The following is a 20,552-nucleotide window of genomic DNA, read 5'->3' as shown; positions in this document are numbered from 1 at the left end:
CATCCCTTCCCCACTGAATCGGAGGACCCCATGGGCACCGGACACACCGTCGGTTCGAGCGTCGCCGGACACGTCGTCGTCATCACGGGCGGAGGCACCGGGATCGGCGCCGCCGTTGCCGAGCGCTACGCCGCCGAAGGGGCGCACGTCGTGGTGGTCGGCAGACGGGAGGAGCCCCTGCGTGCCGTGCAGCGCGCGGTCGGGGCGCATCCGATCGTCGCCGACGCGGCGGACGGTGCGGACGCGCGCCGGGTGGTCACCGAGACGCTCGCACGGTTCGGGCGGATCGACGCGCTCGTCGCCAACGCCGGGGGGCACGGCTTCGCTCCGGTGACCGAGACCGACGACGCGGGCTGGGAGGCGGCGCTCCGGGCGAATCTCACGACGGCCTTCACGATGGCGCGGGAGTCTCTTCCGGCGCTCATCGAGGCGAAGGGGCGGATCGTCGTGGTGTCCTCGCTCGCGGGCCTGTTCGCGGGTCCGTCGGTGGCGGGGTACACGGTCGGCAAGCATGCGCTGATCGGGCTGACGCGCACGCTCGCACGCGACTACGGCCGTCACGGCGTGCGGGTGAACGCCGTGTGCCCGGGGTGGGTGCAGACGCCCATGGCGGACGAGGAGATGGACGAGTTCGCCGCGCACGCCGAGCTCGCCTCCCGCGAGGACGCCTATTCCGCGGTGACCGCCGACGTACCGCTGGGACGCCCGGCCCGGCCCGCCGAGATCGCGTCCGCCGTGCGCTTTCTCGGATCGGGGGAGTCGTCGTACATCACGGGCGCGGTCCTGGTCGTGGACGGCGGAGCGCACATCGTGGATGTGCCCACCCTCGCGTTCGACCACGCCGGCATGTGACACGTCGTGTCCTCGGTCGAGGGGTCGGGGCGTTTCGTCTCGCTGCGCTCGCTCAACGGCCGGCGGCGGGGTTCGGGTTCGGTCGTTGAGCGAGGAGCGCAGCGACGAGACGAAACGCGGTGGTGCGTGCCTCTCTCGCTCGATGACCGGAGACGCGCTCGTCAGTCGATCGTGAAGAGGATCGCGTCGCCGTCCGGCTCGATGCGGACGTGCGTCAGATCCGGCACGACGACGTCGGGCGAGAAGCGGGTCGCTCCGGCGCCGACGCCGACGACGCGCATGCCGGCCGCCTTGGCTGCGGCGATCCCGGCCTCGGAATCCTCGAAGGCCACGCATTCCTCCGGTGCGATCCCCAGTCGCTGCGCACCGAGGAGGAACCCCTCCGGATCGGGCTTCGACGCGGTGACGTCCTCCGCGGTGACGCGCGTGACGGGGATCGTCAGGCCGGCGGCCTGCATCCGGGCGGTCATCAGCGAGACGTTCGCCGAGGTGACGATCGAGTGCGGCAGGTCCCGCAGCGCGGTGAGGAAGGTCCCGGCGCCCGCGATCTCGACGACGCCGTCCACGTCGGCGCTCTCGCGCGCGAGCAGCTCCTCGTTCTCGACGAGGTTGATCGCGTGGTCGCGGTCTGGCAGCAGGATCGCCATGCTCTGGTGCCCCTGGCGCCCGTGGACGACCTCGAGCACCGTCTGCGTGTCGAGACCGTGCGGCTGCGCCCATTCCAGCCAGAGCCGTTCCACGACCGCGGTCGAGTCGACGAGCGTCCCGTCCATGTCGAGGAGAGCGGCACGGGCGCGGAGGGTCTGACTCATCCGCCCAGCGTATCCCGCCCCGCGAGCCCGCCCCTCCCGACGAGTGGTCAGAAAATGTGGGTTGAGGGCCGTTCAACCCACAGAAACTGACCACTCGACAAGCGGAGGGGCGCCGCGGGTCAGCCGCCGAGGTAGGCGCGATGCAGCAGCGCCGGATCGGCGGCGAGCTCCTCGGCGGTGCCCTGGAACGACACCCGGCCTCCGGCCACCACCACCGCCTCCCGGGCCAGCCCCAGCGCCAGCTGCGTGAACTGCTCCACGAGAAGCACTCCCACGCCGGATTCCGCGATCCGCTGCACGATCGGCATCAGCCGGAGGAACACCACCGGAGCCAACCCCAGCGACATCTCGTCGATGAGGAGGATCCGCGGCTTCGCCGCGAACGCACGGGCCAGCACGACCATCTGCTGCTCCCCGCCCGACAACAGGGCGGTGGGGGAGTCGATCCGCTTCTCCAGCTCCGGGAAGGATGCGAGCGCCGCCTCGACGCCCGCCGGGGTGCGGGCGGTGAGGGAGAGGTTCTCCCGCACGGTGAGGGAGGGGAAGACCGCGCGGCCCTGCTCGATGTGCACGATGCCCCGGCGGGCGCGGGCGACCCGCGACAGACGGTCGATCGGCTCCCCGTCGAGCCGGACGCTCCCGGCCGAGTGCGGCGTCACTCCGGACAGCGCCTCGATGAGGCTCGTCTTGCCCGCCCCGTTCGGCCCCACGAGAGCCAGGACCTCACCGCCGCGGACCGTCAGGGAGACGTCGGAGATCACCGGGCCCGCCCCACGGCTGACGGTGACCCCGTCCAGCACCAGTTCGCTCATGACAGCAGCTCCGTCTCCCCCATGTAGGCCTTGATCACGTCCGGGTCCGCCAGGACCTCCGCCTGCGGTCCGCTCGCGAGCACGCGGCCGAAGTCCAACACCGTCAGCGTGGGGCACACCGACCGGACGAGGTCGAGATCGTGCTCGATGATCACCAGCGCCACGCCGTACCGTTCGGGCAGCTCCCGCAGTCGCGCGGCCAGAGCGAGGTGCTCCTCGTGGGACAGCCCGGCGGCCGGCTCGTCCAGCACGAGCAGCCGGGGCCGGGCGAGGACGGCGGCGGCGACCTCGACGAGGCGCCGTGTCCCCACATCGACGCTCGAGAGCCGCGCGCGGGCCGGAGGGCAGCCGAAGAACGCCAGCGCCTCGTCGATGTCCGCCGTCGAGAGCCGCCGCCGGGCTACGAAGCGCACGTAGGCGCCGACCGTGAGCAGCGGCGGAACCCGGTCCTGCTGGAACGTGCGCCGAAGCCCGCGTCGGGCGCGGCGGGTGGGCGAGAGCCCCGCCAGGTCCTCGTCGCCCAGCAGCACCCGCCCGCCGTGCTTCGGGAGGAAGCCGCTGATCGCGTCGACGAACGTGGACTTGCCGGCGCCGTTGGGGCCGATGAGCCCCATGATCGAGGCCGCGGGCACCTGGAAGGACACGTCGTCGAGCGCCTTCAGCGCGCCGAACTGCACCGTCAGCCCCTCGACGGTCAGCACGGGGGCACCGTCGAGGGCTTCCGTGTCGACGGTCGCGGTCGTCCGGGTGGTGATGGCGGTCGCGTCCTCGTCGGCGCCGGGCGGCAGAGCGCTCAGCGTGCCGCACGACGAGCGCCGGTCCTGGCGTCGCCAGACGAGGTTGCGGATCCCCTGGCCGAGATTGGTCCCGCTCGTGAGCGCCTGGACGCCGAGGACGCCGAACACGACGAACGCCCAGTCCTGCGGCACCCCCCAGCGCTTGAGGAGCTCGGGGACGAGCACCCAGAGGATCCCGCCGAGCACCGCCATGTCGATGAGGTGCGCCCCGGACATGATCGCGAGCACGTACAGGGCCAGCGACTGCAGCGGGGTGAAGCTGGAGGCGAACGGCAGCTGCACCTGTCCGGCCAGCAGGCCGCCCGAGATCCCGCCCAGCGCCGCCGACACGGCGAAGGCGGTGAGCTTGGCGCTCTGCACGCTCTGCCCGGCGGCGGCCGCGCCGCGTTCGGAGAACGCCACGGCCTTCCAGCTCGCCCCCCACCGTCCCCGCTGCAGGAAGAACACGCCCAGGCAGCACACCACGAGCACGATCACCGAGAGGAAGAAGAACTGCTTGTCGCTCGCGAACATCGCCGGCCGTTCCACGGCGGTCCCGTCCGCGGATCCGGGGAACTGGATCTGCACGAGCGTGACGTCGGCCGCGGCGGCGAAGCCGAGGGTCACGACCGCGAGGTTGACGCCCCGCAGCCGCAGCGCGGGCAGTCCCACGAGGACCCCGGCCAGTCCTGCCGCGACGCCGCCGGCGACGAGCCAGAGGAGGAATCCGCCGGGAGCCTGCACGACGTTGAGCAGGGACACGATCCACGCGCCGATCGCGGCGAAGGTGAGCTGGCACAGCGCGATCATCCCGGCGGAGCCGGTGACGATCCCCAGGCCCAGGATCGCGATCGCCGCGGTGACCGCGCTGATGGCGAGGAAGACGAAGTAGCCGGGAAGGACGTTGCTCAGCAGGAGGCCCACGAGAACGGCGATCACGGCCACGCCGAAGGGCCAGCCGACGCGGAAGACACGGGTGCCGGCGAACGTCGGGCGGTCAGCGTGCGGCATCCCACACCTCCTTGCGCTGCGTCCACAGGAGCAGGACGACGATGAACAGGAACGGGAGGAAGTTGCGCACGAGCGCGACCTCGTCGATCTGCGCGACGAGGCCGCCGAGCACGCCGAGGGCGAGTCCCCCGACGACCGCGAGATCCAGCCGCGCGAACCCGCCGAGGAGCGCCGCCGCGGCGGCCGGGATGATGAGCATGGCCAGGCTCGTCGCGTCGTTGGACTGCGAGGGCGCCACGATGATGATCGCGACGGCGCTGATCACCCCGGTGACGAACCACACCGCGATCGACAGCGGACGCGACCGGATCCCGAGCAGTTCCGCCGTCGTCGGGCGCTCGGACAACGCGCGCAGCTGCGTCCCCACCCGGGTGCGGCTGAGGACCAGCTTCACCCCGACGGCGCTGAGCACCGCCATGAGCACGGTTGCGACGGTGACCTGGCTGATCACGACCCCGCCGAGCGAGAAGGCCGGACCCGCGATGATCGGCGCGAACGGCTGCGGCTTGTTCCCGAACAGGATGAACGACAGCGAGATGAGAAGCAGCAGCGGCCCGACGGTCATCGCCGAGCGCGTCGTCGTGGAGGCCTCGGAGAGCCAGGTCGCCGCGATCCAGCCGATCACGGCGGCGAGCAGGCCGGCGACGAGCACGCCGAGCACGGATCCGATCCAGATCGGCATGCCGACCTCGCGGACCAGCCAGACGGCGGTGAACGCGCCGAACATGCCGGTCGCCGCCTGGGCGAAGTTCACGACCCGGACCAGCCGGGACATCAGTGTGAGGCTCACCCCCAGCACGGCGTAAAGGCCGCCGGCGGCGAGGCCGGCGATCGCGCCCTGGAGCATGATGCGTCCTTTCTGTGATCTGAGGGGGAGGGGGGTCTCGGTCGTCGTGCGGTCGCGCCCTCCCGGTCGTTGAGCGAGGGAGCGGAGCGGCCCCCGCCCGGTCGTTGAGCGAGGGAGCGGAGCGACCGAGACGAAACGCGCCCTCGCGTCGAACGTCGGACGACGCGTTTCGTCTCGCTCCGCTCGCTCAACGACCGGGAGGTGAAGCTCCGCTCGCTCAACGACCGGGAGGTGAAGCTCCGCTCGCTCAACGACCGGGAGGTGAGACCTGCTCGCTCAACGACCGGGAGGGGGTGACGCCGCGGCTACTCGCCGATCCGGAACCAGTCGTCGGCGACCTTCTCCCAGGCGTGCGTGCCACTCTTCAGCTCGATCGGCCACCCGGCGGTGTTGTCGACGCCGAAGCTGTAGGGGGTGCCGATCATCGGGTTCTCGATGGGGTCCATCGAGCGCAGCGCCTCGGCGACGCTCTCCCGGGTGATGTCCCCGTCGATCGTCTTGAGCACCTCGATGAAGTGCGTCGCGGCGAGGTAGCCTCCCTGGCTGAAAGCGGTGAGCGGGATGTCGTTCTCCGTCATCAGGTCCCGCCAGTCCTTGTTGATGTCGTTCTCCTCGGTGAACGGGTAGAACTCGGCGGGCACGTAGATCCCGGCGCCGGCGTTGTCGATCGCCTGGGCGAAGTTCTCGCTGTAGACGCTCGTCAGGTAGAGCCAGGTGACGTCGTCCCAGCCCTGTGCGTTCGCGGCCTTGACCTGGCCGATCGCGTCCGGCTCCACGGGGTTGATCGCGAGGGCCTTGCAGCCGGCCTCCCGCGCCTTGACGATGTACGGCGTGTAGTCGCTCGCCCCGTACGGGACCGTGTCGTCCACGTAGGTCGGCTTCTTGCCCGTGATCTCGGTCCATTTGTCGATGGCCGCCTGGTAGGTCGGACGCGTGGAGCCGGCGATCTCCAGCAGGACGCAGATGTCCTGCAGCCCGAGCACCTCCGAGCCGTACATCAGCGTCAGGGTCATGTCGTTGAACGGGCCGACATTCGCCGGCGAGATGTTCTCGCTGTCGAAGCAGCCGGTGTCGACGCCGATCCCCGGGATCGACAGGATCCCCTCCTGCTCGTAGTACTTCGCGTTGATCTCGCACTCGATGAGGCTCGCCGAGCCCACGAGCGCGACGGCGCCGTCGCTGCCGACGAGCTCGCGCGCCGATGCCGTGGCGGTCGCCGGGTCGCCCTTGTCGTCGAGCATCTTGTAGTCGATCGTGCGTCCGTCGAGGCCCCCGGCCTCGTTGAACGCGTCGAAGACGGCGGCCGCCGCCTGGGACGCCTCCGGGAAGGTGGCCGGTCCGCTGATGGTGTTGACGGAGCCGACGACGATGGGGGCGCCCTCGCCCCCGCCGGCGTCGCCGGAGCAGCCCGACAGCGCCAGCGCGCCCGCCGCCAGGGCGGCGGCCGCGGCGATGATCCGCTTGTTCATGTGATTCCTGCCTCTCGGGTGTGCGAGGGGTCCTCGCGGGGTCGTGCGGGGGTGCACGGACTCGCGCTCCGGTCAGTCCCGGATCGCGCGGTTCACGAGCTCGGTGTCGGTGAACTGCTCGAAGGCGACGACCTCGCCCTCGCGCAGCCGCCAGACGTGCGCCACGCGCGCCGCCATGAAGCGGCCGGTGGCCCGGTAGGTGCCGGAGTAGGTGCCGACGCCGACGACCGTGTCGCCGCCGTCGATCACCTCGTCGATCGCGACGGTGTAGTCGTCCCACTCCTCGGCGATGCGTCCGAACACGTTCGCGGCGACGGCGTCGGGACCGACATAGGTGCCGGCGTACGGGAAGCCGGCGGCCTCGGTCCAGCGGATGTCCGCGGCGAACGGGGCGATCATGCCCGGCAGGTCGCCGCGGTCGCTGGCGGCGTAGTGGGAGCGGATGACATCGGCGTTGCTCATGGATCCTCCTGGGTCGCGAAGCGGAGTCAGACGGGCTGGGCGTCGGGGTACGAGACCGAGCCGAGCGGGTAGATGTGGCCGCCGGCACGGGAGTGCTCCGCGTCGCCGTCGCCGGTGAGGCCGAGGAAGATCCCGGTCGTCATGAGCTGGTAGCCGAGGTCGTGCAGCCAGACGCTCGCGACCGCGATCCGGAACTCGCGGAAGCAGAAGAGGTAGAGCCCCTCGCCGGCCTTCCAGACGGTGGACAGATCCATGTCCCCGTGTCCTCGCTGCACCCCTTCGAGGCACTGCCAGGCGTAGCGCTGGCTGGACACGTACACGTGCTCGTACAGGTGATGCGGGCTGTAGCGGTAGATGTTGCGCTTGCCGATGAGGTCGCGGCTCGGGCCGGGGATCTCGCCGGTCGGCTCGCCGGCGTCGGTGACGGCGGACCAGAACTCCTGGCCGACCTGCGGGGTGCCTTCCACGGCCTCCGCCGCGATGCGCGAGCGGACGACGGTCGCCCGGTGCGTGCTCGTGGAGTAGACGACCGTGATCGCCTCCCGTGCGCGGCTGGTGAGCGGCAGGTTCACGAAGACGACGTCCTCGCGGACGGCGACGGCGTCGTAGGGGTCGGTGCCTGCGCTGCCGAAGCCCTCCCACGCGACGGTCCCCTCGCCGCCCTCGGCCGTGGCAGGGCCGAATCGCAGCGACAGCGTCTGGCCGTCGTCCAGGGTGAGCACGAGCGCGGTTCCGTCGAGATCCGTGTTCGGAAGGCGGTAGGTGTCGATGCCGGCGGCGAACTCGTCGTAGGTGCGCCACTCGTCCGGGTCGGGCGCGGTCGTGGTGTCCGGGGAGATGCGGGTGTCGGTCATGATGTCCTTCGGTCGGGACGCGGGCGGCGCAGAGGCCGGCGTCAGCGGGCGGGATCGATGGCGATCTTGATCACGGTGTCGTCGCGGGAGGCGATGAGGGCGAATGCGCCCTCGACCTCGGCGAGGCCCACCGTGTGGGTCACGAGCTGCTCATAGGGGAACTCCCCGCGGGCGAGCTGGGCGATGGCGGGTTCGAATCCGCCGGCGGACAGGAAGCTGGGCAGGACGTCGACCTCCCGGGTGAGCAGCTCTTCGTCGGCGAGCAGCGTCAGCTCGGCGCCGGCGCCGCAGGCTCCGGCCAGCACCACCCGTCCGCCGCGGCGGACCAGCCGCAGCGCGTCGCGCTGAGCCCCGGTCACCCCGGCGATCTCGATGACGACGTCGGCGAGATCGCCGCCCAGCGCCGTCCGCACGTCGGCGACGAGATCCGACGACGCGCGGGTGTTCACGACGGCGTCGGCGCCGAACCGCCGTGCGGGATCCAGGCGGGAGGCGCGTGTTCCGACGACCACGACGCGCGCGGCTCCCGCGGAGCGCGCCGCCGCGGCGGCGAGCAGGCCGACCGGGCCGGGGCCGATGACGACGACGCGGTCGCCGGACGCCACCCGTCCGCGGGCCAGGGCCCGGTGCGCGACGGCGAGCGGCTCGACGAGGACCGCGCGCTCCCAGGGGAGGTCGTCCGGAAGCCGGTGGACGATCGCCTCCGCGGGCACCAGGACGTGCTCGGCGTATCCTCCCCACAGGCCGTGGCCGTGGCTGCGCGGGATGTTCACCCCGAGCTGACGGCCGCGCGCGAGCCCCGCGCCCGGATCGTCCTGCTCGCACAGGTTGTAGCGCCCCTCCCGGCAGCGTGCGCAGGATCGGCAGGGAAGGAGCATCTCGACGGCGATGCGGTCTCCGGGACGAAGCCCCCGGGCACGGGCCGCCTCGTCGCCGAGCGCGGCGACCTCCCCGACGAACTCGTGCCCGGGGACGAGCGGGAAGGGATCCCCGATGTGGCCGGCCAGCAGGTGCAGGTCGGTCGCGCAGATGCCGACGCGGCGGATCCGGACGAGCACGTCGTCGGCGCCGGGCGCGGGAAGCGGGGCGTCGTCGACGACGATCCGATCCTTCGCGGGGAACACGACCTGACGTGTGGTCGGCGCTGCGGGGGCGTTCACGAGGGGGACTCCTTCGACCCGGGCCCCGCGTCGGTGCAGGGCGATGCCCCATGCTGTGCGCGGCTCTCCTGCCCCCTCAAGATCGACGGGTCGATCCCGCGCCGAGAGTCAATCGGCGTGCCCCCACCGACAAGTCCGCCCCGCCCCGCCGAAGCGTCGAGTGGTCAGTTTCTGTGGGTTGCGGGCGCCGGAACCCACAAAAACTGACCACTCGACAAGAGGGGTTGTGGAGAACGCGAGCGGGGTGCCGTGCGACGGCGACACGATGGGGCGCATGCACCGTCCCTCCCTGCCTCCGGGCGTCGCGGAAGGGGTCGCCTTCGCGGTCTCCGACGCGGAGGCGCTCGGCCTCAGCGCCGGTCAGCTCCGCCGCTCCGATCTCGATCGTCCGTTCCGCGGAGTGCGCGGGCGCGACCTCCGTCTCGACACGGTGGCGGATCGATGCCGCGCCTACCGCCCGGTGCTGCATCCGAACGCGGTCTTCAGCCATGCGACGGCCGCGCGCGTCTACGGACTGCCGCTGCCGCGGAGGCTCGAGGAGGAGGGGGCGCCTCTGCACGTCACCTGCGCGGAGCCGACCCGGCCGCGCGTCCCGGGCGTCGTCGGCCATCGTGAACGGAACCTCCGACGCGTGGAGTGGGGGGACCTGCCGCTCGCGGCCCCGGCGGACGTCTGGTGCCAGCTCGCACTCGTCCTGGACGACGGCGAGCTCGTCGCGCTCGGCGATGCGCTGGTGTCCCCGCGACGCCGAGGCGGTCGGCGCCATCCCGCGCTGTGCACGATCGACGACCTGCGTGCGGCGGTCGCGCGGCGGAGCCCGGCGAAGGGGACGGCGAAGCTGCGGGACGCCGTGGTGCGCGTGCGGAGCGGGACGGACTCCCCGAGGGAGACCGAGCTGCGCCTGCTGCTGATCGCGGCGGGGTTGCCCGAACCGGTCGTCGGGGTCGCCGCACGAGCGCGCGACGGCAGCGCCGTGCGGGTGGCGGGCCACATCGTGCATCCGGACCTGGCGTACCCGGAGCGGCGGATCGCGATCGAGTACGAGGGTGATCACCACCGGACGGATCAGCGTCAGTGGCGGACGGACGTCGCTCGCGTCCGTGCGCTGGAGGCGGCGGGGTGGATCGTCGTCCGCGTCACCGCGGAGGATCTCCGGTGTCCCGACGACGTGCTGCGCGACGTTCGCGCCGCCCTCGCGTCCCGCCCGTAGCCCGTTCCCCGCCCGATCCCCCTCGCGTCATCCCTCTCGCGTCATGCCCCGCCCGGCACAGAGTCGAGTGGTCAGAAATTGTGGGTTGAGCGGCCTCCAACCCACAATTTCTGACCACTCGACCACGGAGGGCGGAGCGAGGGGAGCGAGGGAGCGGGGCGAGGGGGAATGCCGGGTCAGCGGGCGGAACGGTACTCGCTCGGGGAGATGCCGTACGCGGTCTTGAACGCGCGGCTGAAGTGCGCCGCATCCACGAAGCCCCAGCGGGCGGCGATCGCGGAGACGGGCCGGTCCGACAGCATCGGATCCAGCAGATCGCGGCGGCACTGCTCCAGGCGCCGGGTGCGGATCCAGGTCGACACGGTCGTGCCCTGCTCCTGGAAGAGGCCGTGCAGGTGCCGCGTCGAGATGAAGTGCGCGGCGGCGATGGAAGAGGGGCCGAGGTCCGTCGACGCGAGGTTGCGGTCGATGTGCCCGCGGATCCGCTGCATGAGCGCCCGGTGCGGATCGGCGGCCGCGTCGTCCAGCCCCAGCTCGCGCGTGAACACGGTGGAGACGAGGTCCAGCGCGCTGTAGGCGAGGCGCGCGCCCGTGGCCCCCGCGAGCTGGTCGAGATTCGTCGCGAGCTGGCGCAGGTACGGCACCACCATCCCGCCGAGACCCTCCTGGCCGGAGATCCGGACGGCGGTGAGCTCCCCGACCATGTCCGGGGGAAGGCTCAGGAGGTGCTTCGGGAACATCACCACCATCGTCCGGAAGTCCTCGTCGAACACGAGCGAGTACGGACGGTCGGTGTCGTAGACCGCGAGGTCTCCGGGGGAGAGCACAGCCTCCCGGTCGTCCTGGATCAGCAGCCCGGTGCCGGCGAGCATGAGGCTGAGCTTGAAGTAGGAGCGGTCTCCGCGTGCGATGAGCTCGGGCGTGCGCTCCACGACGTGCGAGGTCGCGCGCAGGTCCGTCACGTGGACCTCGTCGACCGCCGCGCCGCGCAGGACGCTGCGGAACGTGTCAGGACGGGTGGCGCTCACCTGGAGCGGGACGAACGAGTCGGACACCGCCGAGCGGAACTCGCCCACGCTGCGCGCGACGAGCGTCGACACCGAGTCGACAGGGACTGCAGGGGCACCGGTCACGATTGATCACCTCGGGAGGGTGGGAACGACGACGTTGTATACGATCCGTTCCGGCATGCTACCACCGAGGGTCGTTCACCGCCCCGTCGCCTCGGGACGCCCGCCCGCGCGCCCCTAGAGTGGTTCCTCGGAGGCGGCCGCCGGCGGGCCGGGGAGTCATGGACGAGGGCATCACGGGTCTGATCGAGCGCGCACGCGGCGCGCTCGCGCAACTGCGCGGACCGGCACGCTCGTCCGTCGCGAGGGAGACGCTGGCGCTGCTCACGGGCGGCGCCGCGTTCGTCGTCGGCTTCGTCGTGTCGTACCTGTTGTTCTGGGGGCACGAGCTGGCGATCACCGGGCCCTGGTCGATCGGGTGGTACGCCGCGGCCGGAGGGGCGTTCGTCGTCGCGGCGGCCTTCGTCCTCGGCCGGATCTCCGTGCGACCGGTCGAGAGATCGGCCGACGAGCCGCGCGACGGCTTCGTCGTCTCCGGGGACCATCTGCGCTGGTACGACCTCACTGCGATCGCGGGCGCGTTCGCGGCCATCGCCCTGCTCGGCTGGCTCGGGATCGCCGAGCTGCTGTCGATGAGCTTCACGGATGCGCCCGTGTTCGCCTTCCCGGGGGCGATCCTGGTGGCGGTCGCGTTCGCGCTGACGGCCTACGTCGGCTTCCTCGGGGCCGCGGCGATGGACCCCATGACGCTCTCGCTCGTGCTGGCGATCTTCCTCGTCGTGGGCGCCTTCACGGCGATGCTCGACGCGACCGATCCGCACTGGTGGCGCGACAACCTCTCCGCGCTCGGCATGGCGAGCAACGAGTCCGCGCCGGCGTTCAACCTGACCCTGATCATCGCGGGCGTGCTCGTCACCACGATCGCGCGATACGCGACGGCCGGGCTCCCCGCGCAGGAACCGGTGGACCGTCGCGGCCGGTTCCTCGTCCGCGGCGGCCTCATCCTGATGGGGATCCTGCTGGCGCTCGTCGGCGTCTTCCCGGTCGACCGGTTCTTCCTGCTGCACAACACGGTGGCCACGGGGATGGCGGTGGTCTTCGCCGTCGTCGTGGTGGGGCTGCCGTGGTTCCTGCGCGGGATGCCGCGGGTGTTCGTCGGGCTCGGCTGGATCTACGTCCTCGTGATCGCGCTGCTCGGCGTGTTCTTCGCGACCGGCTACTACAACCTGACCGCCGTCGAGCTGATCGCCGCGGTGCTGATCTTCAGCTGGATCATCGTGTTCCTGCGCACGGCGAGCACCGTGCGCGGACAGGTGCCCGCCCCCGCCGGCGGGAGGGAGCAGGCCGGCAGGGGCGGGAGTCGTGCGTCGGCTACTCGACGAGCTTCCCCGCCTGGTCCACCTCGCGGATGAGCCGGCCGATCTCCTCGGGGATCGGGGGGATCTCCTCGCGCGTCACGCCCGTTCCGGGCGACCAGACGAGGTTGACCTGGAGCGCGGGGTCCATGTCCGGGTAGTCGCTGCGGTTGTGGCAGCCGCGGGTCTCGCGCCGTTCGAGCGCCGCCTCCATCGTCGCCCTGGCCGCCAGGGCCGAGGAGCGCAGATCGAAGGCGTGGGCGAGGTCCTGGAACCCGGCGATGTCGGGGTGGATGCCCACGCGGGCCATCCGCTCCTCGATCCCGTCGAGCTCGGCGAGGCCGGTGCGCAGGCCTTCCTCGTCCCGGACCACGCCGGCGTGCTCGGTCATCGTGTCGCGGATCGCGCGCTGCAGGGAGCGCACGTTCTCGGTCCCGTCCGAGGCGAGCAGGTCGTCGATCTCGGCGCGCGCCTGCGCCACCGCGGCGGAGGAGCGGCGCTGCGCGGCGAGCCCGTACGCGTGCGCGACGGCCGCGCGGCCCACGATCCGCCCGAAGACGAGCAGCTCGATGAGCGAGTTCCCGCCCAGGCGGTTCGCCCCGTGCAGTCCGCTGGAGGCCTCGCCGATCGCATAGAGCCCGTCGACGTCGGTGCGGTGGTCCTCGGGGTGAACCCAGACGCCGCCCATCGAGTAGTGCGCCGTGGGTGCGATCTCGATCGGGTCGCGGGTGATGTCGAGCATCTGCAGCTCCAGCATGGTCTGGTAGACGCGCGGCAGGCGCGTCATGATCGTCTCCCGCGGCAGATGCGAGACGTCGAGCCAGACGCCGCCGTTCGGCGTGCCCCGTCCCTCCTTGATCTCCGTGTAGGCGGCCAGCGCCACCCGGTCCCGCGTGGACAGCTCCATCCGCTCCGGGTCGTAGTTCGCCATGAAGCGCTCGCCGAGTCCGTTGCGGAGGATCCCGCCCTCGCCGCGCGCCGCCTCCGAGACGAGCGTGCCTGCGGCGTTCTCCGGCTCGAGGATCCCGGACGGATGGAACTGCACGAGCTCCGGGTCGCGCAGCCGCCCGCCGGCCTCGACGGCGAGGCGGAAGGAGTCGCCCGTGTTCTCGTCCCGACGCGAGGACGTCCGGCGCCAGATCCGGTTGTGCCCGCCGGCGGCGAGGATCACGGCGTCCGCGTGGATGAGGTAGCGGGTGCCGTCGACCAGGTCGAAGCCGTAGGCGCCGAAGACGGTGCCGTCGTCCACGAGCAGGCGCGTGATGTAGACCGTGTCGAGGATCGGGACGTCGAGTTGCTCGGCGCGGTTCACCAGCGCGCGCTGGATCTCGAGGCCCGTGTAGTCGCCGGCGAAGGCGGTGCGCCGGAAGGTGTGCGCTCCGAAGAAGCGCTGGGAGATGCGCCCGTCCTGCTCCCGGGCGAAGTTCATCCCGTACCGTTCGAGGTCGCGGATCCCCTCCTCCGCGCCGCGGGTGACGATCTCGACGGTGCGCGGGTCAGCGAGGAAGTAGCTCTCCTTCAGTGTGTCGGCCGCGTGCTGCTGCCAGCTGTCCTCGGCGTCCATCGTGCCCAGCGCGGCGTTGATGCCGCCCGCGGCGAGGGAGGTGTGCGCGTCGTGCCGCGGGCGTTTGCCCACGGCCACCACGTCGACCCCCTGCTCGGCGACCTCGATGGCGGCGCGGAGACCCGAGCCGCCTGTTCCGATCACGAGCACGGTCGTGGAGACCAGGCGCTCGTGGCTGTGCGATGCGTTCATGCGGTCCACGCTAGGAGCACCCTCCGGATAACTCCAATGCATAATCCTGTTCCTGACCATGCGGCTAAGGTATGGATATGAACCTCGAACAGCTTCGCGGTTTCGTCGAGATCGCCGAGGTCGGCACGTTCACGCGCGCGGCCGATCGCCTGCACCTCGCCCAGCCGTCGCTGAGCCGACAGATCTCCACGCTGGAGCGCGAGCTGGGCTCGGACCTGTTCCACCGCGCCCGCGGGCACATCACGCTGACGGCTGCCGGGGAGACCCTGCTGCCGTACGCGCGGCGCATCCTCGCCGATGCCGACGCGGTCCGCCGGGAGATGGCGGAGATCGCCGGGCTCCGGCGGGGGAGGGTGCGGCTGGGGGCGCCGCCCTCGCTGTGCGCCAGCCTCGTCACGGAGGTCGTGAGCGCGTTCCACACGAGCTATCCCGGCATCGAGCTGGAGATCACCGAGCGCGGCTCCCGCGGGCTGACCGCGGCGCTCGCGGAGGGGGCGCTGGATCTCGCGCTCGTCACCTCGTCGGGTCCCGGTGCGGCCGCGCAGGCGAGTCTCGAACGCCTGTCCCTGCACACCGAGGTGCTGCTCACCGAGGAGCTCGTGGTCGTGTCCTCCGCGGCGGAGCCGGTGCTCACCGGCGGATCGTCGATCGCGCTCGCCCAGGTCGCCCGGCTCCCGCTGATCGCGTTCCCGCGCAGCTATGATCTGCGCGCCACCACGGACGCCGCCTTCGCCGCGGCGGGGTGCGAGCCGTCGATCATCGTCGAGGGGCCGGAGATGGACACCGTGCTGCGCTTCGTGGAGCGGGGGATGGGTGTGGCCGTGGTGCCGGACATGGTTCGGTTGGGACGCCCGGGGCTGCGGGCGATGCCGCTGACCCCGCCGGGGATGACACGGACGGTCCTTCTCGCCCACCGTGCGGACGTGCGGCCGAGCCGTGCGGCGGCGGCGCTGCGCGCCGCGATCGTGTCGACGGCCGACGAGCTCGCCGCATCCGGGGCCTTCGTGACCCGGGCCTGACCGGGCGTCAGTCGGCGGGGGCGGGGCGAGGGCGTGCGGGACGCGGCGCGCGGCGGCCGGAGGCGTCGTCCCTGCCCGCCGCCCGGGTGGCGTCGTGGGACCTCTGCAGGGCGTCGACGGTCTCGTCCGGCCGGCGCTGCGCGGTGCCGATGAACACGGCGTCGACGATCGCCAGCTGCGCGATGCGGCTGACCATGGCGCCGGCGCGGTAGGCGGACTCGCGGGCGTGGGTGAGGAGCGTGTGATCCGTCTCCGCCGCGAGTCTCGCCGTCGCCGAGGACGTCACGCCGATCGTGGTGGCGCCCGCCCTCGCCGCCGCCTGGACGAAGCGGAGCGTCTCCCCGGTGGAGCCGGAGTTCGAGAACGCGACCGCGACAGTGTTCGGCGCAGGCACGGCGGCCGCGGAGAGGGCCTCGTGCGGATCCGACAGGACGATCGCCGTGCGCCCGATGCGCAGGAGCTTGTGGCCGAGGTCGGCGGCGACGTACCAGCTGGCGCCGATGCCGTAGAGGAGGATGCGCTCCGCGGCGTCCAGGGCGTCGATGACGCGGGCGAGGGCATCGTCGTCGAGGCGCTCGATCGTCTCCTCGATCGCCAGGCGCTCCAGGATCGCGAGCTTGACGACGGCGTCGCGCAGCGAGTCGGAGGGGAGGATGTCCGAGCCGAAGCCCGCGTCGGAGTCGACACGCGCCGACTCGCGGCCCAGCTCCGCCGCCAGGGCGCGCCGCAGTTCCGCGTAGCCGCTAAGCCCGAGGGAGCGGCAGAACCGCACGATCGACGCGACCGAGGTGCCGCACGCGGTGGCCAGTTCGCTGATCGTCAGATCCACGGCCATGGCCGGTTTCGCATGCAGGGTCTCGGCGATGCGCGCGAGGGAGGGCGGCAGGGAGCCCGCCGAGGATGCGATCATGGTGCGAATGCTCACATGGAACATTCTTCCATCTGATAGCCCCATTTTGTAAGCTGTTTTCATGACTTCGTCGGCGACCATCGCGATCGACCTCGGCAAGAGCCGGTGCCGTGCGCGACGCATCGGCAGCGAGGAGACCGCGGACGGACCGGGCTCGCCCGGTCTCGCCGCGGCCGGAGGCGTCGACGCCGCCCTCGCCGCCATCCTCCCGCTGCTCTCGGAGCTGGGAGTGTCCGCGGCGCGCGGCGCGGCCGACGACGGCGTGCTGCGCATCGGCATCGGGGCGGCCGGGGCCTGGGCGTCTCCGGAGGGGGCGCAGGCGCTCTCCGAGGCAGTGCACGCCCGGACCGGTGCGGAGGTCGCGACGGCGTCCGACGTCGTGACGGCCCACGCCGGTGCTCTCGCCGGGAGCCCCGGCGTGCTGCTCATCGCGGGGACCGGGGCGGTCGCCCTCGGCCTGAACGCGAGGGACGCGCGGCTAATCGACGGCTGGGGGCCGGAGCTCGGGGACCTGGGCAGCGGGTCCTGGCTCGGCCGCGAGGCGGTGCGCGCCGTGCTGAGGGAGCGGGACGGACTCGGTCCCCGCACCGCGCTGACGCCGGCCCTGCACGCGCACATCGCCGAGACCTCCGACGGGCGGGAGCTGACGCCGATCGCCTGGCTCGCCGGCCCGATTCCCGTCGCCCGCCGGCTCGCCACGGCGGCCCCTCTGGTCCTGGACCTCGCCGACGCGGGCGACCCGGCGGCCCTCGCGATCCGCGACGAGGGCGTGCGGCTCCTCGTGGAGACGGCGGTGGCCGCGGCGGACGGCGCGCGCGCCGTCGCGCTGCACGGCGGCCTGACCGATCACGCCGGATACCGATCCTCCCTCGTCGCGGCGCTCGCCGCGCGAGACCACGTCGTCCGCGATTCCGCGGGCGATGCCCTCGACGGTGCCGCGCTCATCGCCGCGCGCGCCGCTGACCTCCATGAAAGGTACGTGCACCGTGCTGGATGACTCCGCGCTGGGCGACGCCCGCCGCCTCCAGGGCCTCATCGACGAACTCGCCGGCCTCGCCACCGAGTCCGCCTCCCTCGACCGGGGCGATCTGGACCTCCTTCCGACCGAGGAGCTCGTGCGGCTCATGAACGCGGAGGACCGCACGGTCCCCGAGGCGGTCGCGGCGCAGGCCGCGCCCATCGCCGCCGCGGTCGACGGGATCGCGGAGCGGTTCCGCCGCGGCGGGCGGCTCGTCTACCTCGGCGCCGGGACGGCCGGGCGGATCGGCGTGCTCGACGCGTCCGAGTGCCCGCCCACCTTCGGAACGGACCCGTCGCAGGTCGTCGGCCTCATCGCCGGGGGCGAGGAGGCGATCCGCTCGGCGGTGGAGAACGCCGAGGACGACGCGCAGGCCGCGCGAGCGCAGCTGGCGGAGATGGGGCTCACGGCCGACGACACGGTGGTCGGGATCTCCGCGTCGGGGCGCACGCCCTACGTGCTCGGCGGTCTGGCCTACGCGCGCGGGGTCGGCGCCCTGACCGTGGCGCTCGCGGGGAACGCGCCCTCCGCGATCGGCGCCGAGGCGGACATCGCGATCGACGTCGCCACCGGCCCGGAGTTCGTCACCGGATCGACCCGCCTGAAGGCGGGCACCGCGCAGAAGCTCGTCGTGAACATGCTCTCGACGCTGTCGATGATCAAGCTCGGCAAGACCTATCGCGGCGTGATGGTGGATCTGCAGGCGACGAACGAGAAGCTTCACGCCCGTTCCGTGCGGACGATCATGCAGCTGTCCGGGGCGTCCGCGGACGAGGCCGTCGAGGCGCTCCGCTCGGCCGACGGTTCCGTCAAGCTCGCGCTGCTGCTGCTCGCCACGGGTGCGGAGCCCGCCGCGGCGGTGCGCGCACTGGAGTCGGCGGATGGGATCCTCCGCGAGGCGATCGCCGCCCTCCGCTGACCCCGACCACGCCTTTCGAGTGGTCAGTTTCTGTGGGTTCGGCGGCGCTCAACCCACAGAAACTGACCACTCGGCGTCACGCCGAGCGGAACCACTCGGCGTGGCGCGCGCGGCGCTCGCCCGGCGTCACGGGGCGCAGTGGCACTCGGCGCCGCCGCAGCTCGAGGGGGAACCCCCCTCGGCGTGCGCCTGGGAGGACTCGGGGACGTCCATCGCGGGGTTCTCGTCCAGGAACCCGTACGGGCGGAACTGGAACCCGGCCCTGTCCACCGGCATGATCGGCCAGTCCTCCGGGCGTGGGAAATGCGTCAGGCCGAACGTGTGCCACAGCACGATGTCCTCCCCGTCCAGCGACCGGTCGCCCGCGGTGTACGCCGGGAGCCCCGCCCCGCCCTGGTGGGCGTTCGGGAAGCGTCCGGCCGGCCAGATCTCGCCGTCCGCGTACGCCGTCCCCCAGACGTGGTGCGTCGCGAACGTGGCGCGCGCGGACACGCAGGAGGCGGGATCGGCCAACAGCAGGGCCGTCGGCTGCGGGATGAGCTGATACGCCGTGGGCCGCCCGACCGCGTTCGTGCGCGACGCGCTCTGCACCTCCCAGACCCGCGCGACGGACGCGTCCGCGTCGCGCTGCGCCGCGTGCTCGGTCGCGAGGAGGGTCTCGGTCCATCCGAAGGCGTTTCCGAACGGGTTGTCCGGGCCCATCGGGATGCGCTCCGCGTCGATCTCGATCAGCCGGTTGTCCTCGCCGTCGACGGCCACGTCCAGGCGCGCGCAGAACAGGTGCTGGTGCACGGGGGCGAAGACGCCGGGAGCGAGCTCGGTCGCGTGCCGCTGGCGGATGCCGGGTTCCCCCGCGCCGGCGAACACGATCCCCGTCGCCTTCGCCTCCAGCTGGATCGAGCCGTCCAGGCCGAAGGACCAGTAGAAGCCGTAGTCGTAGTTGCCGATCGTGGAGAAGTACGACACCACGAAGCGACGGGCGCGGCGGACGTCCGAGCGGCCCTGGAGGTCCGTGTGCTTCCAGAGGATCCCGTCGTCCTCCTCGTGCATGCACACGACGTTCGGGATCCGCACGGGGTTGCCGTGGTCGTCGGCGACGTACCCGTCGAGATAGCGGATGACCCCCAGGCAGTCGCAGCCGAGCGCCAGGTGGTTGGCGTTCTTGCCGAGCAGGTACTCCCCGGCGTCGAAGTAGCTGATCCAGAACCGGCCGGGCGCGGTGTCGCCGTAGGGGACCACCATCTCCGGGACGCTCGCGCGGCTGAGAACGGAGCGCCCGGCGAACGTGACGTCATGGAGCACGAGGCCCTCGCGGGCGTTGAACCCCACGCGCATCGACCAGTCCTCCCATTCCACGAGCGACCCGGTCACCGCGAAGCTCGGCCCGTCCGGCTGGGTGATCTCGATGGGCTTGAGGGTCGTGCGCGCGGGGCCCTGCACCTCGGGGTAGTAGTTGCCGTGGCCGGCCGGGACGGGGACGTCACCGTGGTCCTCGACACGGATCACGCTGTTCGTCGTGAGGTCGATGTGCACGATCAGGCCTTCGACGGGGTGCGCCCACGGAGAGTCGAGGTCGTCGTACCGCAGGAAGGTCAGAGACCGGATCACGCGGCGTCCGACCTCGTCGGCGCGGCCGGTGTAGCCCGGCGCGAGCGGGGAGCAGAACGCGCGCTCGGCGTGCTCGGCGAGGCCGCGCCGCTCCATCGCCGCCCGCCACTCCGGCGAGGCCTTGGCGATGGCCTCGGCGCGCTCGTACTCCTCGAAGAGGTACTGCGGCTGACCGTAAGGGGGCGCGTCGTTCGGGATCCGCTCCGCACGCACGACCTCGCCGCGGGTCAGGGAGACGATGGCATCCGTGGCGACCCCGGTGGCGGTGTCGAGGAGGACGACGTCCACCCGGCGGTCGATGGGGGATCCGGGCGTCCACGCGGCGCGCTCCGCCTTCGTGGGCTCGTCCGGGAGCAGCATCGGCACGCGCACGGTGTCGCCGAGCAGGCCCTCCCGGTCCAGGATCGCCCGGGCGGCGGCGATCTCCGCGCCGGTCAGCGGATCGAGCGGGTGGCTGACGGCGAGCGTCGCGGCAACGGGGCTGTGGTGGGACATCGTCGACCTCACGGTGGGTGATTGTTTTCGAGCAGTTGCTCAATAAACGGTTGGGTCGATGCTACGACGAGCCGGGCCCGGGGGCAAGGGCGGAGTGGTGCCGGGCGAGAGGACGGGTCGTCCGGGATCGATTCGGC

At 72.1% G+C, this 20,552-nt stretch carries 18 protein-coding genes; 6 read left to right on the top strand and 12 right to left on the bottom strand.

Annotated elements, in window-relative coordinates; all coding sequences use genetic code 11:
* Window positions 1-30: 30 nt before the first annotated feature.
* Entirely contained in the window at window positions 31-852 is an 822-nt protein-coding gene (locus tag K8F61_RS08485; protein WP_067246521.1) for an SDR family NAD(P)-dependent oxidoreductase, read from the top strand.
* A gap of 161 nt (window positions 853-1,013) precedes the next feature.
* On the opposite strand, the gene K8F61_RS08480 is transcribed toward K8F61_RS08485, so the two are convergent.
* The 8 genes from K8F61_RS08480 to K8F61_RS08445 all read right to left on the bottom strand — a co-directional run bounded on the left by K8F61_RS08480 (window position 1,014) and on the right by K8F61_RS08445 (window position 9,055).
* Window positions 1,014-1,664, bottom strand: coding sequence for an HAD-IA family hydrolase (locus tag K8F61_RS08480; RefSeq protein WP_067246518.1), 651 nt, complete (start codon window positions 1,662-1,664; stop codon window positions 1,014-1,016).
* A gap of 119 nt (window positions 1,665-1,783) precedes the next feature.
* A complete protein-coding gene (locus tag K8F61_RS08475) occupies window positions 1,784-2,476 on the bottom strand; it encodes an ABC transporter ATP-binding protein (RefSeq protein WP_067246515.1) in 693 nt (230 codons plus the stop codon).
* Complete coding sequence (locus tag K8F61_RS08470; protein WP_231821334.1) at window positions 2,473-4,263, bottom strand: branched-chain amino acid ABC transporter ATP-binding protein/permease; 1,791 nt, start codon at window positions 4,261-4,263, stop codon at window positions 2,473-2,475. The genes K8F61_RS08475 and K8F61_RS08470 overlap by 4 nt, the downstream gene beginning before the upstream one ends.
* On the bottom strand, window positions 4,250-5,110 hold the full coding sequence (locus K8F61_RS08465; protein WP_219086426.1) for a branched-chain amino acid ABC transporter permease: 861 nt from the start codon (window positions 5,108-5,110) through the stop codon (window positions 4,250-4,252). The genes K8F61_RS08470 and K8F61_RS08465 overlap by 14 nt, the downstream gene beginning before the upstream one ends.
* A 305-nt stretch (window positions 5,111-5,415) precedes the next feature.
* On the bottom strand, window positions 5,416-6,579 hold the full coding sequence (locus K8F61_RS08460; protein ID WP_067246507.1) for an ABC transporter substrate-binding protein: 1,164 nt from the start codon (window positions 6,577-6,579) through the stop codon (window positions 5,416-5,418).
* A gap of 72 nt (window positions 6,580-6,651) precedes the next feature.
* On the bottom strand, window positions 6,652-7,041 hold the full coding sequence (locus K8F61_RS08455) for a nuclear transport factor 2 family protein (RefSeq protein ID WP_067246504.1): 390 nt from the start codon (window positions 7,039-7,041) through the stop codon (window positions 6,652-6,654).
* A gap of 26 nt (window positions 7,042-7,067) precedes the next feature.
* The gene (locus tag K8F61_RS08450; protein ID WP_067246501.1) at window positions 7,068-7,895 is read right to left on the bottom strand and encodes a MoaF C-terminal domain-containing protein; all 828 of its coding nucleotides are present in this window, start codon (window positions 7,893-7,895) and stop codon (window positions 7,068-7,070) included.
* Window positions 7,896-7,936: 41 nt separating this feature from the next.
* Window positions 7,937-9,055 (bottom strand): zinc-dependent alcohol dehydrogenase, encoded by a 1,119-nt coding sequence (locus K8F61_RS08445; protein ID WP_231821333.1) that lies wholly within the window; start codon window positions 9,053-9,055, stop codon window positions 7,937-7,939.
* Between the two features lie 274 nt (window positions 9,056-9,329).
* Between K8F61_RS08445 and K8F61_RS08440 the strand changes: the two genes are divergently transcribed.
* Entirely contained in the window at window positions 9,330-10,265 is a 936-nt protein-coding gene (locus K8F61_RS08440; RefSeq protein WP_067246499.1) for a DUF559 domain-containing protein, read from the top strand.
* 176 nt (window positions 10,266-10,441) lie between these two features.
* Here K8F61_RS08440 and K8F61_RS08435 read toward each other — a convergent pair whose 3' ends face one another.
* Entirely contained in the window at window positions 10,442-11,398 is a 957-nt protein-coding gene (locus K8F61_RS08435) for an AraC-like ligand-binding domain-containing protein (protein ID WP_231821332.1), read from the bottom strand.
* 158 nt (window positions 11,399-11,556) lie between these two features.
* Between K8F61_RS08435 and K8F61_RS08430 the strand changes: the two genes are divergently transcribed.
* Entirely contained in the window at window positions 11,557-12,747 is a 1,191-nt protein-coding gene (locus tag K8F61_RS08430) for a DUF998 domain-containing protein (protein ID WP_157518075.1), read from the top strand.
* On the opposite strand, the gene K8F61_RS08425 is transcribed toward K8F61_RS08430, so the two are convergent.
* Entirely contained in the window at window positions 12,707-14,446 is a 1,740-nt protein-coding gene (locus K8F61_RS08425; RefSeq protein ID WP_231821331.1) for an FAD-binding protein, read from the bottom strand. The two genes, K8F61_RS08430 and K8F61_RS08425, sit on opposite strands and share 41 nt — an antisense overlap.
* A 77-nt stretch (window positions 14,447-14,523) precedes the next feature.
* On the opposite strand from K8F61_RS08425, the gene K8F61_RS08420 reads away from it, so the two are divergent.
* Window positions 14,524-15,465, top strand: a complete 942-nt coding sequence (locus K8F61_RS08420) for a LysR family transcriptional regulator (RefSeq protein WP_219085046.1) — start codon at window positions 14,524-14,526, stop codon at window positions 15,463-15,465.
* A gap of 7 nt (window positions 15,466-15,472) precedes the next feature.
* On the opposite strand, the gene K8F61_RS08415 is transcribed toward K8F61_RS08420, so the two are convergent.
* Window positions 15,473-16,375, bottom strand: coding sequence for a MurR/RpiR family transcriptional regulator (locus tag K8F61_RS08415; protein WP_231821330.1), 903 nt, complete (start codon window positions 16,373-16,375; stop codon window positions 15,473-15,475).
* 61 nt (window positions 16,376-16,436) lie between these two features.
* Between K8F61_RS08415 and K8F61_RS08410 the strand changes: the two genes are divergently transcribed.
* Both K8F61_RS08410 and murQ read left to right on the top strand, forming a co-directional pair.
* Window positions 16,437-17,372 (top strand): N-acetylglucosamine kinase, encoded by a 936-nt coding sequence (locus K8F61_RS08410; protein ID WP_231821329.1) that lies wholly within the window; start codon window positions 16,437-16,439, stop codon window positions 17,370-17,372.
* A complete protein-coding gene (murQ, locus tag K8F61_RS08405; protein ID WP_336246455.1) occupies window positions 17,362-18,312 on the top strand; it encodes an N-acetylmuramic acid 6-phosphate etherase in 951 nt (316 codons plus the stop codon). The genes K8F61_RS08410 and murQ overlap by 11 nt, the downstream gene beginning before the upstream one ends.
* A gap of 126 nt (window positions 18,313-18,438) precedes the next feature.
* Here murQ and K8F61_RS08400 read toward each other — a convergent pair whose 3' ends face one another.
* The gene (locus tag K8F61_RS08400) at window positions 18,439-20,415 is read right to left on the bottom strand and encodes a primary-amine oxidase (protein WP_231821526.1); all 1,977 of its coding nucleotides are present in this window, start codon (window positions 20,413-20,415) and stop codon (window positions 18,439-18,441) included.
* Window positions 20,416-20,552 lie beyond the last annotated feature (137 nt).

The organism is Microbacterium resistens (genome assembly GCF_021172025.1).
Taxonomy (GTDB): Bacteria; Actinomycetota; Actinomycetes; order Actinomycetales; family Microbacteriaceae; genus Microbacterium; species Microbacterium resistens.
The sequence above is the reverse complement of the archived record's forward strand: the minus strand, read 5'-3'. Positions and strand labels throughout refer to the sequence as shown.

Excerpts from the sequence above, each read along its gene's own strand:
- K8F61_RS08460 (WP_067246507.1), bottom strand. The coding sequence starts at position 6,579 with ATGAACAAGCGGATCATCGCCGCGGCCGCCGCCCTGGCGGCGGGCGCG.
- K8F61_RS08450 (WP_067246501.1), bottom strand. The coding sequence starts at position 7,895 with ATGACCGACACCCGCATCTCCCCGGACACCACGACCGCGCCCGACCCG.
- K8F61_RS08470 (WP_231821334.1), bottom strand. The coding sequence starts at position 4,263 with ATGCCGCACGCTGACCGCCCGACGTTCGCCGGCACCCGTGTCTTCCGC.
- K8F61_RS08430 (WP_157518075.1), top strand. The coding sequence starts at position 11,557 with ATGGACGAGGGCATCACGGGTCTGATCGAGCGCGCACGCGGCGCGCTC.
- K8F61_RS08465 (WP_219086426.1), bottom strand. The coding sequence starts at position 5,110 with ATGCTCCAGGGCGCGATCGCCGGCCTCGCCGCCGGCGGCCTTTACGCC.
- K8F61_RS08475 (WP_067246515.1), bottom strand. The coding sequence starts at position 2,476 with ATGAGCGAACTGGTGCTGGACGGGGTCACCGTCAGCCGTGGGGCGGGC.
- K8F61_RS08420 (WP_219085046.1), top strand. The coding sequence starts at position 14,524 with ATGAACCTCGAACAGCTTCGCGGTTTCGTCGAGATCGCCGAGGTCGGC.
- K8F61_RS08415 (WP_231821330.1), bottom strand. The coding sequence starts at position 16,375 with ATGATCGCATCCTCGGCGGGCTCCCTGCCGCCCTCCCTCGCGCGCATC.
- K8F61_RS08425 (WP_231821331.1), bottom strand. The coding sequence starts at position 14,446 with ATGAACGCATCGCACAGCCACGAGCGCCTGGTCTCCACGACCGTGCTC.
- K8F61_RS08480 (WP_067246518.1), bottom strand. The coding sequence starts at position 1,664 with ATGAGTCAGACCCTCCGCGCCCGTGCCGCTCTCCTCGACATGGACGGG.
- K8F61_RS08485 (WP_067246521.1), top strand. The coding sequence starts at position 31 with ATGGGCACCGGACACACCGTCGGTTCGAGCGTCGCCGGACACGTCGTC.
- K8F61_RS08440 (WP_067246499.1), top strand. The coding sequence starts at position 9,330 with ATGCACCGTCCCTCCCTGCCTCCGGGCGTCGCGGAAGGGGTCGCCTTC.
- K8F61_RS08410 (WP_231821329.1), top strand. The coding sequence starts at position 16,437 with ATGACTTCGTCGGCGACCATCGCGATCGACCTCGGCAAGAGCCGGTGC.
- K8F61_RS08455 (WP_067246504.1), bottom strand. The coding sequence starts at position 7,041 with ATGAGCAACGCCGATGTCATCCGCTCCCACTACGCCGCCAGCGACCGC.
- K8F61_RS08400 (WP_231821526.1), bottom strand. The coding sequence starts at position 20,415 with ATGTCCCACCACAGCCCCGTTGCCGCGACGCTCGCCGTCAGCCACCCG.